This is a genomic window from Peribacillus sp. NPDC097197 (genome assembly GCF_050278025.1).
In the GTDB taxonomy this organism is placed as follows: Bacteria; Bacillota; Bacilli; order Bacillales; family DSM-1321; genus Peribacillus.
This window is the reverse complement of record NZ_JBNNST010000029.1, coordinates 1-14503: the sequence shown is the minus strand read 5'-3', so window position 1 is coordinate 14503 and position 14503 is coordinate 1. Positions and strand designations below refer to the sequence as shown.

13 protein-coding genes, 1 rRNA gene, 1 pseudogene and 1 riboswitch are annotated in these 14503 nt (G+C 38.7%); of the genes and pseudogenes, 2 read left to right on the top strand and 13 right to left on the bottom strand.

Annotation, left to right across the window (positions count from 1 at the left end):
- Positions 1 to 105: 105 nt before the first annotated feature.
- The 3 genes from ACQKL6_RS20505 to ACQKL6_RS20495 form a co-directional block, all read right to left on the bottom strand.
- Positions 106 to 1485, bottom strand: coding sequence for a UDP-N-acetylmuramoyl-tripeptide--D-alanyl-D-alanine ligase (locus ACQKL6_RS20505; RefSeq protein WP_407406209.1), 1380 nt, complete (start codon positions 1483 to 1485; stop codon positions 106 to 108).
- A gap of 145 nt (positions 1486 to 1630) precedes the next feature.
- Positions 1631 to 2713, bottom strand: coding sequence for a D-alanine--D-alanine ligase (locus ACQKL6_RS20500; protein ID WP_402876007.1), 1083 nt, complete (start codon positions 2711 to 2713; stop codon positions 1631 to 1633).
- A gap of 156 nt (positions 2714 to 2869) precedes the next feature.
- Positions 2870 to 3652, bottom strand: coding sequence for a hypothetical protein (locus ACQKL6_RS20495; RefSeq protein WP_402876009.1), 783 nt, complete (start codon positions 3650 to 3652; stop codon positions 2870 to 2872).
- 152 nt (positions 3653 to 3804) lie between these two features.
- Here ACQKL6_RS20495 and ACQKL6_RS20490 point away from each other — a divergent pair, with 152 nt between their 5' ends.
- Positions 3805 to 4539, top strand: coding sequence for a class I SAM-dependent methyltransferase (locus tag ACQKL6_RS20490; protein ID WP_402876010.1), 735 nt, complete (start codon positions 3805 to 3807; stop codon positions 4537 to 4539).
- Positions 4540 to 4608: 69 nt separating this feature from the next.
- On the opposite strand, the gene ACQKL6_RS20485 is transcribed toward ACQKL6_RS20490, so the two are convergent.
- From ACQKL6_RS20485 to ACQKL6_RS20450, 8 genes are all read right to left on the bottom strand, one after another.
- A complete protein-coding gene (locus ACQKL6_RS20485; RefSeq protein ID WP_402876012.1) occupies positions 4609 to 5871 on the bottom strand; it encodes a cation:dicarboxylate symporter family transporter in 1263 nt (420 codons plus the stop codon).
- Positions 5872 to 6044: 173 nt separating this feature from the next.
- Positions 6045 to 6193, bottom strand: a riboswitch (cyclic di-AMP (ydaO/yuaA leader).
- Between the two features lie 174 nt (positions 6194 to 6367).
- Positions 6368 to 7627, bottom strand: a complete 1260-nt coding sequence (locus tag ACQKL6_RS20480; RefSeq protein ID WP_427651830.1) for an efflux RND transporter periplasmic adaptor subunit — start codon at positions 7625 to 7627, stop codon at positions 6368 to 6370.
- 13 nt (positions 7628 to 7640) lie between these two features.
- The gene (locus ACQKL6_RS20475; protein ID WP_402876016.1) at positions 7641 to 8303 is read right to left on the bottom strand and encodes a hypothetical protein; all 663 of its coding nucleotides are present in this window, start codon (positions 8301 to 8303) and stop codon (positions 7641 to 7643) included.
- Between the two features lie 116 nt (positions 8304 to 8419).
- Positions 8420 to 9322 (bottom strand): diacylglycerol/lipid kinase family protein, encoded by a 903-nt coding sequence (locus tag ACQKL6_RS20470; protein WP_402876018.1) that lies wholly within the window; start codon positions 9320 to 9322, stop codon positions 8420 to 8422.
- A 1158-nt stretch (positions 9323 to 10480) separates the two neighbouring features.
- Positions 10481 to 11212 carry an ABC transporter permease gene (locus tag ACQKL6_RS20465; protein WP_427651829.1) on the bottom strand — a complete coding sequence of 244 codons (732 nt, stop codon included), beginning with the start codon at positions 11210 to 11212 and terminating at the stop codon, positions 10481 to 10483.
- Positions 11209 to 11943, bottom strand: a complete 735-nt coding sequence (locus tag ACQKL6_RS20460; protein WP_427651828.1) for an ABC transporter ATP-binding protein — start codon at positions 11941 to 11943, stop codon at positions 11209 to 11211. Before ACQKL6_RS20460 ends, ACQKL6_RS20465 begins: the two co-directional genes overlap by 4 nt.
- A complete protein-coding gene (locus ACQKL6_RS20455; RefSeq protein WP_427651827.1) occupies positions 11940 to 12374 on the bottom strand; it encodes a helix-turn-helix domain-containing protein in 435 nt (144 codons plus the stop codon). The genes ACQKL6_RS20460 and ACQKL6_RS20455 overlap by 4 nt, the downstream gene beginning before the upstream one ends.
- Positions 12375 to 12635: 261 nt before the next feature.
- Positions 12636 to 12830, bottom strand: coding sequence for a hypothetical protein (locus tag ACQKL6_RS20450; RefSeq protein ID WP_427651826.1), 195 nt, complete (start codon positions 12828 to 12830; stop codon positions 12636 to 12638).
- A 127-nt stretch (positions 12831 to 12957) separates the two neighbouring features.
- Here ACQKL6_RS20450 and ACQKL6_RS20445 point away from each other — a divergent pair.
- Positions 12958 to 13386 (top strand): annotated as a pseudogene (locus tag ACQKL6_RS20445) (efflux RND transporter permease subunit); the annotation flags it as partial.
- Here ACQKL6_RS20445 and ACQKL6_RS20440 read toward each other — a convergent pair.
- Positions 13339 to 14178 carry a tyrosine-type recombinase/integrase gene (locus tag ACQKL6_RS20440; RefSeq protein ID WP_402876027.1) on the bottom strand — a complete coding sequence of 280 codons (840 nt, stop codon included), beginning with the start codon at positions 14176 to 14178 and terminating at the stop codon, positions 13339 to 13341. The pseudogene ACQKL6_RS20445 and the gene ACQKL6_RS20440 overlap by 48 nt on opposite strands.
- Before the next feature lie 238 nt (positions 14179 to 14416).
- Positions 14417 to 14503 (bottom strand): 5S ribosomal RNA (gene rrf, locus ACQKL6_RS20435); the annotation flags it as partial.

The following is a 14503-nucleotide window of genomic DNA, read 5'->3' as shown; positions in this document are numbered from 1 at the left end:
TTTTACTAAAAAGGGCGATTTTTTTGTGCATAAATTTCATAAAAAAAGGGTTGCCCTAAAAGTCATTTTCCTGACTTTTGGGACAGCCCCTTTTTCTATTGCTCATCATTTTTGCAAGGCTTTTACGACTTCTTCTAACTTCATGCCTCTTGAAGCTTTGACCAAGATTAAATCATGGGCATCAGTAGAAGTCTGTAGCGCTTCTATTAATTGTTGTTTATCTTGAAAAGATTGAACATTCTCAGCTGCAAATGTTTTACGTGCACCCTTAGCAATATAATCGGCAAGCGGTCCATATGTAAAGACCTTATCAATTTGATCAACCGCTATCAGTTCACCTATTCTCAAGTGGAAATCTTTTTCGCTTGCTCCTAACTCCAACATATCTCCAAGTACAAGGATTTTATTCCTAAAACCGGATAGACCTTCAATCAGCTCAATTGCTGCCTTGACGGAAGTGGGGCTGGCATTGTAAGCATCATTAATAATTTTCTGCCCATTTATGCCTTCGACCATCTCCATCCTCATGTTTGTAAGGCGAATGGCTTCTAAGCCCTTATGGATGGATTCGTTATCTATATTCAGTTCTTTTGCGGCAAGAATGGCAGCCAATGCATTGAGCACGTTATGCTGACCCAAAACCGGAATTTGATAGTCACCTTGATTCTCTCCACCAAGTGTAAACGAGGTACTGTCCGCCTCTTGGGTAATCGTCAATGGGAACAAGTCATTCCGCTCCGTACGTCCGAAGGATAGGACACGTAAATGGGGGAATTGCTTTTGAATCCGGCTTTCCAGCAAAGGTTCGTCACCATGGTAAATAAGCGTTCCGCCCTGTGGCAATCCCTCCACGATTTCTAGCTTCGCATTGGCGATTTCTTCTCGCGAGCCTAAATCCAATAAATGCGATTCGCCTATATTTGTAATAATGGCTACATCTGGTTTTGCTAGCTTGGATAAAAATTCGATTTCCCCACGACTACTCATGCCCATTTCTAAAACGGCTGCTTCTGTTTCCTCATCCATGGATAGGATAGTAAGTGGTAATCCAAGATGATTATTGAAGTTACCATTCGTCTTATGGACTTTATAGGTAGTGGCCAGCAGGGCAGCCGTCATATCTTTCGTAGTGGTTTTACCATTGCTCCCCGTTATTCCAATGACTTTAATATTCAATTGGTCCCGATAAGCGCGTGCCAATTGCTGTAATGCCTTTTCAGTATTTTCCACAAGGATGATTGGTAAATCAGTAGGTGGATTCGGAATATCCTGCTGCCAAAAAGAAGCGGATGCTCCCTGCGCAATGGCACTTCTGACATATTGATGGCCATCGACTTGCTCTCCCTTTAACGGAACGAACAAGCATCCTTTCGTAACCGCTCTTGAATCGATGGTTACACCATGAATTTCAATGGGTTCAAATACCTTACTATCGTTCAATCCATTTACCATCTCAGATATTTGTCTCAACGTTCTCTTTATCACTTTCGTTCCTCCTTCGTTCATCGAACCGATCTTCCATTTTCTTTATAACCAAACTAAGCAGCAATCGGCATGGAGAACCGATTCCTGCTTGCTAGTGTATGTCCTGCGTATAATTGAAATACAGGAACCCACTTTACATTACCGCTTACACTGTATATTTGATTTGTTGTTTTTCTTCATAGCGCTCTAAAGCAAGCTTCACAAGTTCTTCTATTAATTGTGGATATTCAAGACCCGTGTGCTTCCATAATAGCGGGAACATGCTGAATGGCGTAAAGCCAGGCATCGTATTCACTTCATTGATATAGACCTTTCCATCTTTCGTCAAAAAGAAATCGGCCCGGACGAGTCCTGAACAGTCCAATGACTTAAAGGCTGTGATTGCCATTTGAGATAAAGCTTTATATTGACTTTCCTCTATTTCGGCAGGTATGGCCATCGCTGAATTTCCGTCGACGTATTTAGCTGAATAATCATAGAAGTCAAAGTCTGTCTTAGGAATGATTTCTCCTGCCACAGAACAAGATGGGGTATCATTCCCGATCACGCCAAACTCCACTTCACGGGCAATGACTCCTTCTTCAACGATGATTTTCCGATCGAATTGAAATGCTTCTGCGACTGCCTTCTTCAACTCATTAGCATTATTACATTTGCTGACTCCTACGCTTGAGCCTAAATTAGCCGGTTTTACAAAACAAGGGTACCCACATACTTCTTCCACCTTCTCAATGGACCGTTCTGTGTTACTCTCCCATTCAGAGCGGATGAACCATGTATAGTTAACTTGCGGTAATCCCGCCTGTGCAAAAATATTTTTCATGATGACCTTATCCATCCCTGCGGATGAAGCCAGTACCCCATTTCCCACATAAGGAAGATTCAACAGCTCAAGCATCCCCTGTACTGTTCCATCTTCGCCATTCGGTCCATGTAGAAGAGGGAAAATGACATCATACCCCGTGGACCCACTATTTTCATCAGTTAAATGGGCTTGCAATGACAAAGGAGAAGTCAATTTATCGGAAGATAAAGCCAATTCCTCCACGGATTTTGCCGGACCAGTCAACTTTGGACCATTTACCCAAGAACCTTCTTTTGTTATGTAAATCGGATATATGTCAAACTTTGCTAAGTCGAGAGCTTTAATGACTGCTAAAGCTGTCTGCAAAGAAACATCATGTTCCGCAGATTTCCCACCATAAAGCAAACCAAGTTTAGTTTTCATGAGTTATTACCCTCCAATATTCTTTTAACCATGTTCCATTGTAACACTTTACACTAAAACGGGAAAAGTGAAAGTTCCCCCTTCTATAGCTATAATTAGAAGTTTATGCACCCAGTTGCAAGTCCTACGACCCAAACCCTTAATTAGCTAAAGAAGTTATTTATATAGCGTCGTGTTGATAACGCTCTCCCAAACCTTTTCTTTACGATGAAAAGTAATGAAGGCATCAGGTCCTTGTTCTTTTCTATCTAAGAAATCATCATGCATCTCATCCATGTTCAAATAATCTCCCACGATCCATGCTGGGATCTCGATTTTGGTCCTTGTAATCTTCACATGTCTAAAAGAAAAAACTATACCTTCCGCCAATATAGGAGCCAGGGAAGAAATAATATCCAAAGGAATTGCAGGCAATTCTTTTTTCTTCCTCATTCCTAACCATGTTCTTTCGACTTTCAATGGTTCAAGCTTCAACGGAAGTAAATTTCCCAGCATCTTATAGTACGTTGAAATCGAACGAAAGTAAATTTTATTAAACCATCCATCATCTTGGGCCAGATAGACAAATTGATTATTCAGTTTGTGAAAGAAAGGGGGTTCTAAGTGATTTTTGGTATGCCCCACATATAGGAGTTCCGCTAATTCCCTGCCGTCCAATTCTTCTAGACAATCTGCTTCCTTAAAATCGACCCAACAGAAATCCCCATATGCACGAACATCCTCTTTAAGTAGCTTATAAACATTCTCAGATGACACGCTCTCCAGCAAGACATTCAAATCGTACTCCCCACCATCATATTGATGTTTCAATAATAAGATGGAATTCAAGCTATGCGGTAAGGAATAGGAGAATTCTCGAAAATTAAGGCCATTAAAAAGGACAAATCTTTCGGAAGCCTGCATATGCATATATAAGATGTCATTACCTTCATTTTTCATGATTATATTCCCTCCGAGCCTTTCATCAATAGTTCTATTTTATCAAACTTTTTAATATTCACGAAGTGTATATAAAATAGTATTAAAAATAAGAAACTAGACAGGCAACATTTTCCATATTATAGTAAAAATAAAGGTTTGGAGGATGAATGATGGATAAAATAGAAAAAGACGATTTCATCAATCACTTGCAGGAAGACGCTGTCGCCGATTCATCAAAAAATTGGGGTCTTTGGGAACTCGAAAAATTTGCATTCGATAAATACTTTCATCAAGCCGACTCCATCCTTGATATTGGATGCAGTACAGGGAGGACGACCTTTGCTCTATACAAGAATGGGTTTCATCATATAACCGGACTGGACCCTTCACCCTCCAAGATTCAAGAAGCCCGGAAGTTTTCACAAGATGAAAATATGGAGATTCCATTCTTTCTTGGGAATGCCACGGAAATCCCTTTCAACGACTCGTCATTCGACCATGCACTCTTTTCCTTTCATGGTTTAATGAAAATCCCTCAACGAAAAAACCGCATTCTCGCTTTGAAAGAAATCAAACGCATACTTAGACCAGGAGGCCGTTTCCTATTCACGACACCGATTCGCGACAGTAATGAAAGGTATCTTAATTTTTGGGAACAGGAAGAAATGATTTGGTGTGATAGTAAACAGGATGAACGGCTATATGAGTTCGGTGATATCTTCACAAAGGGAAAGTCTCACCAAGAAGAGGCCTATCTCCATATCCCGAGTCAGCAGGAAGTCCTTGATTGCCTAGAAGAAGCCCAACTGACTGTTTTGGAAACCTTTCACCAAGATTCATTTAATGAAAGCGTTATGGCTATGAACTTTTCCCCTGACTCCCATTTCTGGATCGTCCATCAATAAGTTGTTTTCGACTTTCATCTGAATACAAAAAAACTCCAGAGTGCAATCACCCTGGAGTTTTGACTTATATTAAGAAGCCTGTTCGAGTTTTCCTTTTTCGGCAGGAGGGTTGAATTGACCTTCCCACTTGGAAATAACGATGGCTGCTAAAGAGTTACCAATAACGTTTACTACAGTACGACCCATATCAAGGATACGGTCAATACCTGCTATGAAGGCAAGTCCTTCAATTGGGATGCCCACCGTACCTAATGTTGCTAAAAGTACAACGAAGGATACGCCCGGTACACCGGCAATTCCTTTAGAGGTAATCATCAACACTAACATTAGCGTTATTTGCTCATAAGCACTTAGATGTATGCCGTACATTTGAGCAATGAAGATGGCTGCTAAAGCTTGGTATAATGTGGAACCATCTAGGTTGAATGAGTAACCAGTCGGAATAACAAAAGACGTAATATGTTTTGGACAACCGGCTTTCTCCATCTTCTCCATGATTCTTGGAAGAACCGCTTCTGAACTTGCTGTGGAAAATGCTAAGATCAATTCTTCTTTCAAAATGGCAATTAACTTAAAGATACTGAAGCCTACAAATTTTGCAATGAGCCCCAGGATGACAACTACGAAGAAAATCATCGTTCCGTATACGGAAAGGGCTAACTTTCCTAATGGGATTAGTGATGATAAACCGAATTTAGAGATTGTCACACCGATTAGTGCAAATACCCCAATCGGAGCAAATTTCATAACCATATTGGTTAGATTGAACATACCTTCCGCCGCACCTTGGAAGAAACGGAATACTGGTACTCCTTTTTCACCGATAGCTGCAATGCTTAGTCCAAACAAGACTGAGAAGAAAATGATTGCAAGCATATCGCCTTCTACCATTGCTTTAATCGGATTAGATGGGACAATATGAACGATTGTATCTATAAAGGATTCGTGTTGCTTAGTTTCTGCTGTGTCAACATAAGTGGAAATATCCGTTTGTTCAAGCTCACCCATATTTACGCCCGCGCCAGGCTGAATAATATTGGCAGATAATAAACCTACGCCTATTGCAACTAGTGTTACTACTATAAAGTAGGATAGTGACTTGGCACCTAATTTCCCTACTGATTTAATATCGCCCACGCCTGCAACTGCAACAATAAGGCTAGAAACGATAATTGGAACGACAATCATTTTAATCATACGTAGGAAGATATCACCTAATGGTTGTAGATAGCTTTGTGCCGTCTCACTTCCATAAAATATAGCACCTACGATAATTCCTAGAATTAAACCAATGAATATTTGGCTTGCTAAACTCAGTTTGAATTTCTTCATTTAATTTCCTCACCTTCCATATAGTCTTTGATGTAAAAACATTTGTCTCGGTAAGGGAAACAAGATACTAATAAAAAGAGAAAAATTTTTCTGTATATTGAAAAACTTCTATCCTTACGCTTAAAAAAAAGACACCCTACGTGTCATTTTCCCTATTGGCGTGTTATTCACACATGTTCCCTCGAAGACGCTTACGGGGTTAGCTGTCGGGTTAGGAATCGGAAACACAATGGCCCTTTCATCTCTGAATTCACCCCTAGCGAATATAATCCGCAAAATTGGTTCCCCCGTTCTTTTTTATAAGATTAAGCGAGCTAACTTATATTAAAATATTATACTAAAAATATTAATCTGTAAATATATTTTCTTTCCCCACACTCCGAAAGTACAGAGGGGATTAAGAATATTGAGTGCTACGTGGGTTTACACTTATTGTTTAAATAGGTAATTAGTTTTAACAGTAAAAAATTATGGCCATTTTTGATTTAACTGAAAATTATTTTTCCAAAAATCCTAGTAAAATGTATCTAACTTTTTCCCTTTTGGATAGTTTCTTAAAAGTTGCAGAGTGAACCTTGTCCAATTTGAGCGGGGTAATGAAGTAAGAGTGGTTCTTCACTACCTTTTTCGGTTCTAAAAGGATGACATCTCCCACTGCTGGACCTTTAAGCATCTCTTGCTTCCCTTTTGCTTGAGCCCCTTTTGTAAAGTATTGTCGGTTCAAATGCCCTTTATTGGTCATTTTATAGACATGCGGCTGCTTCCGTTCATGTATCGCTTCTGTTGGAACAGTCGGGACTCCCTTCTTCACATTCGTTATAACGGTAAGGTCGACCTTTGAACCGTCTAATAGCGCTTCCTTATTCTCTGCTTCCGTTACAATTTCCGCTTCGAATGTATAGCGATTTTCATCCTTTAGGGTTGGCTCCTCTTTGGGATAAGGATGTATACGGCTGATGGTTCCGCCCAACCTCTTTTTCAAATCAGGAGAACTAGCTTTTATCTCCATCCCTACCTCTGCCTTCTTTAACTCTTCTTCAGAGAAGGAACCTTCGATGGCCATTTCTGCAGAAGCAATTGAAATAATCGGATTCGTTAAATTTTTATTGATCTTCTTCACGACACCATCCGCTTCACTTGTCGTCTCCACGGCATTGGTTTGCACCTCAATTGAGCTTAATTGTGCTTCTAGCATGACCACTTTTTCCTTCAAGCTATTTTTTTCAAGTTCCTGCTTGTACATCTCCTGCTCAATATTACTTTTAATTAAGTCTGAGGAAGAAATGGTGATGTCTATATTTAGGTTCTTTTCTACTGTCTCATCGATAACCGTTTTGTTTGAATCCAGGGTCAGACCACTTTGATAAGCTTTCAACTTATTTATGTACTCATCAATTCCGACGATTTCTCCTTCGGTTGCGGCCTTTTCCGCTTCCAAATTATCTTTTAGTGCATCCAGTTCGGTTGTAGTGTATTCAAACAGGGATGTTCCAGCCGTTACCTCGTCCCCTTCGTGAACCAGGAATTTCTGAAAATCATTGTTTTTAGCATCAAAATAAACATCATATTCTTCTGCCGGTTTAAAGATTCCCTTTGTTTGAAATGTTTCAGTTATGGTATCTTTCTTAACTTGTGTCCATCTTTCGGTAAAAACGGTCCGTTCCACTTTACTGTCTTTTTTTTCAATCAAGTAAATATTACCCGATATCAAGGCCAAAGATGCTACTGATAGGGCTGCTAATTTCCACTTTTTCATTTTTCTCACCGCCTTATACGAATACGCCAACTTGTAGATATGCTAAAAATGCTTTAGCAAACCACGAGGCAATATAAAATAGAATGATCATTGATAAGACAAAGGCCTTGCTTCGTTCCGTATATACCTTCAAATAATAATATTGTAAAGAAATGATTAAAATTTGAAAAATGGTGATTTCACTAAAAAAATGAATAAAGTAATCGCTTCGAATGAAGTACTGGCTGATGACTCCAAGTGAAAAGGGGTTGGCATCATGCCCAATATCCATCAAAACAAAAAGGGGAATTAACAAAACCTTCTCCAGTAAGTGCAAACTAAGCGTAATCATTTGAACAATCACGGTTTTTATGTATGGGATATCCAATACTACCCAAAAGAATAAAGAAGCTAAAAAGATATAAATAGAAGGATAAAACAATCCTGCAATCATATTTCCAATTACAATCAGTAATTTTCCCGTTTCAAATTCACTTACATCCATCTTCGTAATATTTTTAGAAAATGATTCTGAACCAATTCCAAAATATCCACTTACTGAAAAAACTAAGACACTAAGAAAATATAATCCTATTAATTTCCAGAAAAGTCGTGTGACCGCTTCCGCATTTTGCAATTGGTAACGGCTTCTTTGCGGTTCAAAAATACCCTTTAACAATCGGACCTGGTATATCATGTATGTTCCTCCTGCAAAAAATGAAATATCATTTTATATTTTATCTTATTTTGTAAACAAATGCAGAAATAAGGAGGAATAAATATAAATATATACTCTTAATGCGTCTGATTCTGTTATACTCCTGAGCTAGGAGACAAAAAAGCAAGATGATGTTTCAGAACTTCTATCTGTGTAGGCGTCTGATTATAAATCTCTCCATCCATATCGACTTCGAGAGGTAATTCGGTTTCCACCTTCAATTTTCTTGCCTGGACATACATGACACCTGACTCTGAGCTGACACTTTCAGTCAACGAACTCTTCATGGCTAAGATCTCCCTAAATACACTTAGGCTCGATTCTTTCACGATGACGATATCAAACAGCCCATCGTCTGGCTGGACCATTGAAAAAGGCATTGAATTCGTTCCGATAAAATTACCGTTCAAGACTAAAATCATGACAGCTTTTCCTTCGACACACGTTTCATCATATTCAACTCTAAAAGGAAACGGTTCTTGATCGCCTATCGTTCTAATTGCACTTAAAAAATAACCAATCTTCCCGAATTTACTTTTTTCTTGTTCATCTATATTGTTTGACGTATCGGTAATCAGTCCAATACCCCAAAAATTCAAAAGGTAATGATCGTCCGCCTTCCCCACATCGATCATACGGACATTTCCGTTCACTATAGTTTCCGCCGCACGACGGATATTTTGAGGTATTTCCAAGGTTCTGGAGAAATCATTGCACGTCCCTCCAGGTAATATTCCCAAAAGCGGTCGATGTTCGAGTGGAGAAAGACCATTCACACATTCATGCACCGTTCCATCTCCTCCCAGAACGAATACTACGTCCATACCTTCTCCATATTCCGAACAAAACTTGTCAGCATCACCCTTTTCCTTAGTCTGAAGAATAAGAAATTCATCAATTTGGGGTGTCAGAATAGGGAGACATTCCTCTAATGCCTTTTCCACCTTACTATTTCCTGCACATTCGTTATAGATCAGCATTCCTTTTTTCCATCTCATATCCTGTTCCCCCCCGTTTAATGAATAGCTACGCTACGCTTCCCTTTACTTTTTCCTTTTTTCCTCCTTTTAAAACTCAATCATGAATAGTTGAAGCAATTAAATTATTAATATGAAGAAAGACGTATAAAAAATAAAAAAAGAGGCGGCAGCCCCTTCCAAAACGTCATGAGTGTATATGCAAATAATCTTTCATTAATATGATGAGCTTGGAACAAAGGGTACTTCTAGTCTCGTCCTTTCCAGATAAAGCAAAAAACCTTCCAAGATGACACCATTTGGTCTTTTTTTTAAAAGACCTCTCTAATCACCTCTAAAGCCTCTGTATCTTTACCAGTCCCATATCCTGCTCCATCCCCCGACTTCATCCTTAAGAGTTTATCTATCGTCAGGTCAATCTCCGCTTTAGGGTCAAGTACATACGCTGAACAGTCAGGTCCAGGTAAACTGATTCAATAAAGGATCATCGTCCTTCAGTAACCCCTCTATGATTGAATCTAACCAATTCAATAAGAAAATTGGCAACATACTTATGCTTATGGGGATTATGTTAACTGGGTTTATTTCCTCATAATTAATGTTTACCTGGCAAGTAGCTAAAAAAAGGTGTTTTTCCATTCCTAATTGAATAGTTAGTATATGAACGTTATAAGAGGATATCAAAATGGGAAAAATACTTAGAAAAAGCGCTAATATAGTTTTTTTATGGGAATAGGTATAGGAATTTTATTTGTAAGGTATGAACAAGTTACACGAGTGAGTTTGGATGTGACTGAAACATCCTATTTGTCTCCCATGGAATACATAATTATCTTGCTTAAATATGGTGTAATAACAGCTATACTTGGTTTGTTATTTGGATGGTATAGATATAATAAGCAAAAATAAGCTGTTTAAGATGTTCATAAAACGGTACATTAGGTAATTCCGTTATTAACTTCACCATACTGATACCGAAGAAAGGCGAGCAATCAACCCAATCAAAAAATTCATCAATAATGGGTTTTGCTTCCATTCATTACTACTTTAAGCTTGAGCAGGGTTTTCTTAAGTGAATTTTAAGATACCATGTAAAAAGTGAGGCAGTTTGTCATGGAGGAAAGTGCTAAACAAACCCGAAAATTAATTTTTCTGGGTTCTTTGCTTTCTTTATTATAATTATTCTGCCTGCATTTTCTTTTTAAACATTGCAATTGCTACTACCGATATGATGATGGCATAACCAAGCACCCACCAGATATGAGGGAAAATATCACCGTATTCACCAGTAAGAGCAGCTTTTCCCATTTCGACTGCATGAACAAATGGTAAAATAAATGCAACGTCTTTGAATAGGCCACCAATCAGGTTTAAGTCAATCCATGCGCCCGAAAGCCATGCAGATAAATTGGTTAGTAGTGCTCCACAAATACCTACAGCTGCTCTTTCACTTAACAGCGTTCCACATAATAGCCCAATCCCTATAAAAATAATTGATGTTGGAATGAGTAAAGCTAGTGCCACAATCATAGAAACAGAGATGGATAACCCCATAAACATCGCAACAATATAACAAACAATTCCCTGTACAATCGACATCATTAGTAAAGGTAAAGAATAGCCCATAATAAAATCTGTTGATGTCATAGGTGTTGTGAAAAGCCTTGTTAAAAATGAGCTTGCTCGGTCTTTCGATAAAACTTGTGCGGCAAAGAGAGCCATAAAGGATAGACCAAATACCGCGATACCAGGAGTTAGTGAATCAACATTAAAAAGATCAACTGGAATGCTACGATTAATTGCGGATAACAGCAGTAATAACACAACCGGGAAGCCGATTCCAAAAAAGAGTGATAGTGGGTCCCTTAAAATTTCCTTTGTCGTTCTGTTTGCAAATACGAGTATTCTCATTGGATATCACCTTCCGTTACAAAATACACAAATGCATCCTCAAAGCTCACTGTGTTAGCCTTTTCAATAAGCTCTTGAGCCGAACCAATTGCTTTAATTTGCCCGTCTTTCATAATGCAAATACGGTCAGACAATGCCTCCGCTTCCTCTAAATAATGCGTCGTTAATATAATGGTTGTTTTTTCCTTCAGTTTTTTTATTAAAGCCCAAAGTTCACGGCGGCCGATAATATCTAATCCAAGTGTCGGCTCATCTAAAAATAAAATCCGCGGCTCACTAATTAAAGCCATAGCGATGCTCAATTTGCGTTGCCAACCACCTGATAATGTTTTGCTGCGTTGCTTTTCAAAAGGCTGCAGTGAAAACTGAGCAATCATTTCATCGGTTATTATCCTTGTTTTCTCTTTATTGAAGCCGTGTACTCCAGCCATTAACTCTAAATTTTCACGTACCGTTAGATTGGGTGCAATCGCCGTCTCTTGTGGAGATACAGCAATCGCAGTACGTACTTGCTCTGGCTCATTTATAATACTTTTCCCTAACAATGTTGCATCTCCGCTCGAAGGCTTTGTTAGACACGAAAGCATTTTAATCAATGTCGTTTTTCCTGCACCATTAACACCAAGAAGGCCAAATAATTCCGTTTCTTGAATTGATAAAGAGACGTGGTCAACAGCATTTTTAGTACCATATGTTTTCGTTAGGGAGTTGATTGTAATAGCGTTGTTCATTTATCTTCCTCCTGTTTAAAATTTAGGTTTACCATATTGAAAAAGCTACTCAACATTTGTTCAGGTACAATCGCAAGACCACGCTCTTCATCCCCCAAGATAATTAGCGTATCTCCTGGATTTAATTGAAACAGTTCCCGTGCTTTTTTAGGTATAACAATTTGTCCTCGTTCACCTAGTGTGGCTGTACCAAAAAAATGCTTTCCTTTCGGTGGTACACCGAAGCCATTTTCTTGTTGTTTAAAACGAACAAGATTATCTAATGTAACATTGTAAAGCTTCGCGAGCTCCATACAATATTGGATATCGGGTGTAGAGTCCCCTTTTTCCCATTTGGCTATCACCTGTCGAGACACATTTAAACGTTCTGCTACTTCTTCTTGTGTAAGTTGATGCTGTATACGCAATGCTTTAATATTCATATTAATCATTTTTTTCATACCTCCAAATTATATTATCAACAAACTTACAGGCAATCGTCCACCTACATTTATTTACTTTATTGTTACGATTCGTAGCAAAAATAAAACATATACAAAATAAGGACCCGATGAGTGCGAATGTATGGCATTTTTTCCGAAGAAAGGCGAGCGATCAACCCAATCAAAAAATTCATCCTATAGTCAATTACCAAATGTTATTAGTCTTTCCACAAATAATATAGATGTTTTGCACACTCGTAAAATCATGCTTTATCGACTTTTCAGCTCCTTCATAATGGTTTGGATAATGTGCTCATCTACGCCATTGAAGAAAGTTATTTCAGCTTCAGCTGTTTTAATAACACAGCCTAGTACAGCAGTGTATTCACAAGAATGAAACGAAGTAGTTTCAGTTGGAAAAGGATCGAGTTTTACTGGAACAATGGTTAATTTGTTTGTGGACATAAGGATGGCACCTCCTTTGATTGATACGTTTATCGTACCGAAGGTGCCTGGCGTTTTATATGCGTTATTTGATTACGGGCTTACGTTTAAGAGACCAAGGAATTGTTCCTTTTTTAGTACGTTTTTGGCTTCTTCTTCAGTAATACCGATAATGGGGATTATGGTAACCAACGCCATCGTATTGGTCGATCGTGTACTTAAAAACGAAGAAAACGGCCTCTCGACTCTCGAAGCTGGGTCAACCCGTCTTCGTCCGATCTTGATGACAGCCTTGTCCATGATTAGCCCATTGATTCCTCTCGCAATTGGCACAGAAGGAAGCGACCTTATTTCACAAGGAGTTGGAGTTGGCATTACCGTAATGGATGGACTAGTGAGCTTTACATCGCTTACCTTACTTATCGTTCCGGTCGTATACGAAGTAATCATGAAATTGGGTAAAAGGGAGAAGGCAGTGAAAACAAAAAAAGAAACGAGTTTCCCCGTTCCCTTAAGATTTATTGAACATTTAGTTTTTAGTAAAGGTTTGATCTATTGCGTTTTCCAGGTTCAATGATTTTTCTTTTAAGTAACGCTTCGTCACGTTTAAGTCCTTATGGCCTGCTAGCTTGGAAACAGTTTGTATATCAATACCATTATCCACTAGTCTCTGGCAAAATGTATGACGTAATTTATGTGGGTGTACATTGTATTTTTTTAAAATGTATTGTACCGACCTCGGCGTGATTCTTTGATTATAGCTTGAGATAAACAATGGGTCTGCTTTTTCCTTCAGTGAACAGAGATAGGTTCTCACATACTGCACTGCTAAATCTGTTAGCGGAACGGTTCTGTCAATTTCACCTTTTGCATTCCGGACAAGAATATAATTCCGATTGCCCTCCATGATAACATCACTTCCATTTAAATCACATAGCTCCGAAACACGAATGCCAGTATGTAACAAAAGATAAACAATGGCGACATTCCTAGGATTTCCTTCTGCCTCTATATCCTTCAAAAGAGCTTCTTGATCTTTGATGCTTAGTGACTCAGGTGCTTCATTTTTAGATTCCTTTACCTTACGCTCAACAGAAAGCATAATTTGTGGCTTCGCTAAAAATTTAAAGAAGACATTCAAAGCATTATAATGCTTTTCTATTGTCCCTGGACTTTTCTTGCAATTTTCTAAATAATCAAGATACAATTGAACATCCTCAGAATTAATTTCCCTTAGTACCTTTTGTGTCTGTTCACAAAACTGAGAAAGAACACCTGTATACGTTTTAATCGTATTAGCTGATTTCCCTTGGTCTTCCAACCATCCAGCAAATGAAGAAATCATTTCATCTTTAGCAGAGGTATCCATAGGCTATTCCCCCAATGACAGTTTCAGAACTAAGTTAAGTTTAACATATTTCCTTATAGAAACGAAGAATTCTGCCCCCTAATCTCCTAACGTCTGTGAGAAGCCCGGATGCGCATGCTAAAAAAGAATGGTAGGAGATATCATCATATTGCAGCAATACTCTCATTTTTCAAATGTATCTTTCACGTCTTGGAAAATCAACACAAAAAAGGCCAGCCTAATGGCTGACCTTGAAATGGCTTGGCGGCGTCCTACTCTCACAGGGGGAAACCCCCAACTACCATCGGCGCTGAAGAGCTTAACTGCCGTGTTCGGAATGGGAACG

Excerpts from the sequence above, each read along its gene's own strand:
- ACQKL6_RS20500 (WP_402876007.1), bottom strand. The coding sequence starts at position 2,713 with ATGAAAACTAAACTTGGTTTGCTTTATGGTGGGAAATCTGCGGAACAT.
- ACQKL6_RS20495 (WP_402876009.1), bottom strand. The coding sequence starts at position 3,652 with ATGAAAAATGAAGGTAATGACATCTTATATATGCATATGCAGGCTTCC.
- ACQKL6_RS20490 (WP_402876010.1), top strand. The coding sequence starts at position 3,805 with ATGGATAAAATAGAAAAAGACGATTTCATCAATCACTTGCAGGAAGAC.
- ACQKL6_RS20485 (WP_402876012.1), bottom strand. The coding sequence starts at position 5,871 with ATGAAGAAATTCAAACTGAGTTTAGCAAGCCAAATATTCATTGGTTTA.
- ACQKL6_RS20480 (WP_427651830.1), bottom strand. The coding sequence starts at position 7,627 with ATGAAAAAGTGGAAATTAGCAGCCCTATCAGTAGCATCTTTGGCCTTG.
- ACQKL6_RS20475 (WP_402876016.1), bottom strand. The coding sequence starts at position 8,303 with ATGATATACCAGGTCCGATTGTTAAAGGGTATTTTTGAACCGCAAAGA.
- ACQKL6_RS20470 (WP_402876018.1), bottom strand. The coding sequence starts at position 9,322 with ATGAGATGGAAAAAAGGAATGCTGATCTATAACGAATGTGCAGGAAAT.
- ACQKL6_RS20465 (WP_427651829.1), bottom strand. The coding sequence starts at position 11,212 with ATGAGAATACTCGTATTTGCAAACAGAACGACAAAGGAAATTTTAAGG.
- ACQKL6_RS20460 (WP_427651828.1), bottom strand. The coding sequence starts at position 11,943 with ATGAACAACGCTATTACAATCAACTCCCTAACGAAAACATATGGTACT.
- ACQKL6_RS20455 (WP_427651827.1), bottom strand. The coding sequence starts at position 12,374 with ATGATTAATATGAATATTAAAGCATTGCGTATACAGCATCAACTTACA.
- ACQKL6_RS20450 (WP_427651826.1), bottom strand. The coding sequence starts at position 12,830 with ATGTCCACAAACAAATTAACCATTGTTCCAGTAAAACTCGATCCTTTT.
- ACQKL6_RS20440 (WP_402876027.1), bottom strand. The coding sequence starts at position 14,178 with ATGGATACCTCTGCTAAAGATGAAATGATTTCTTCATTTGCTGGATGG.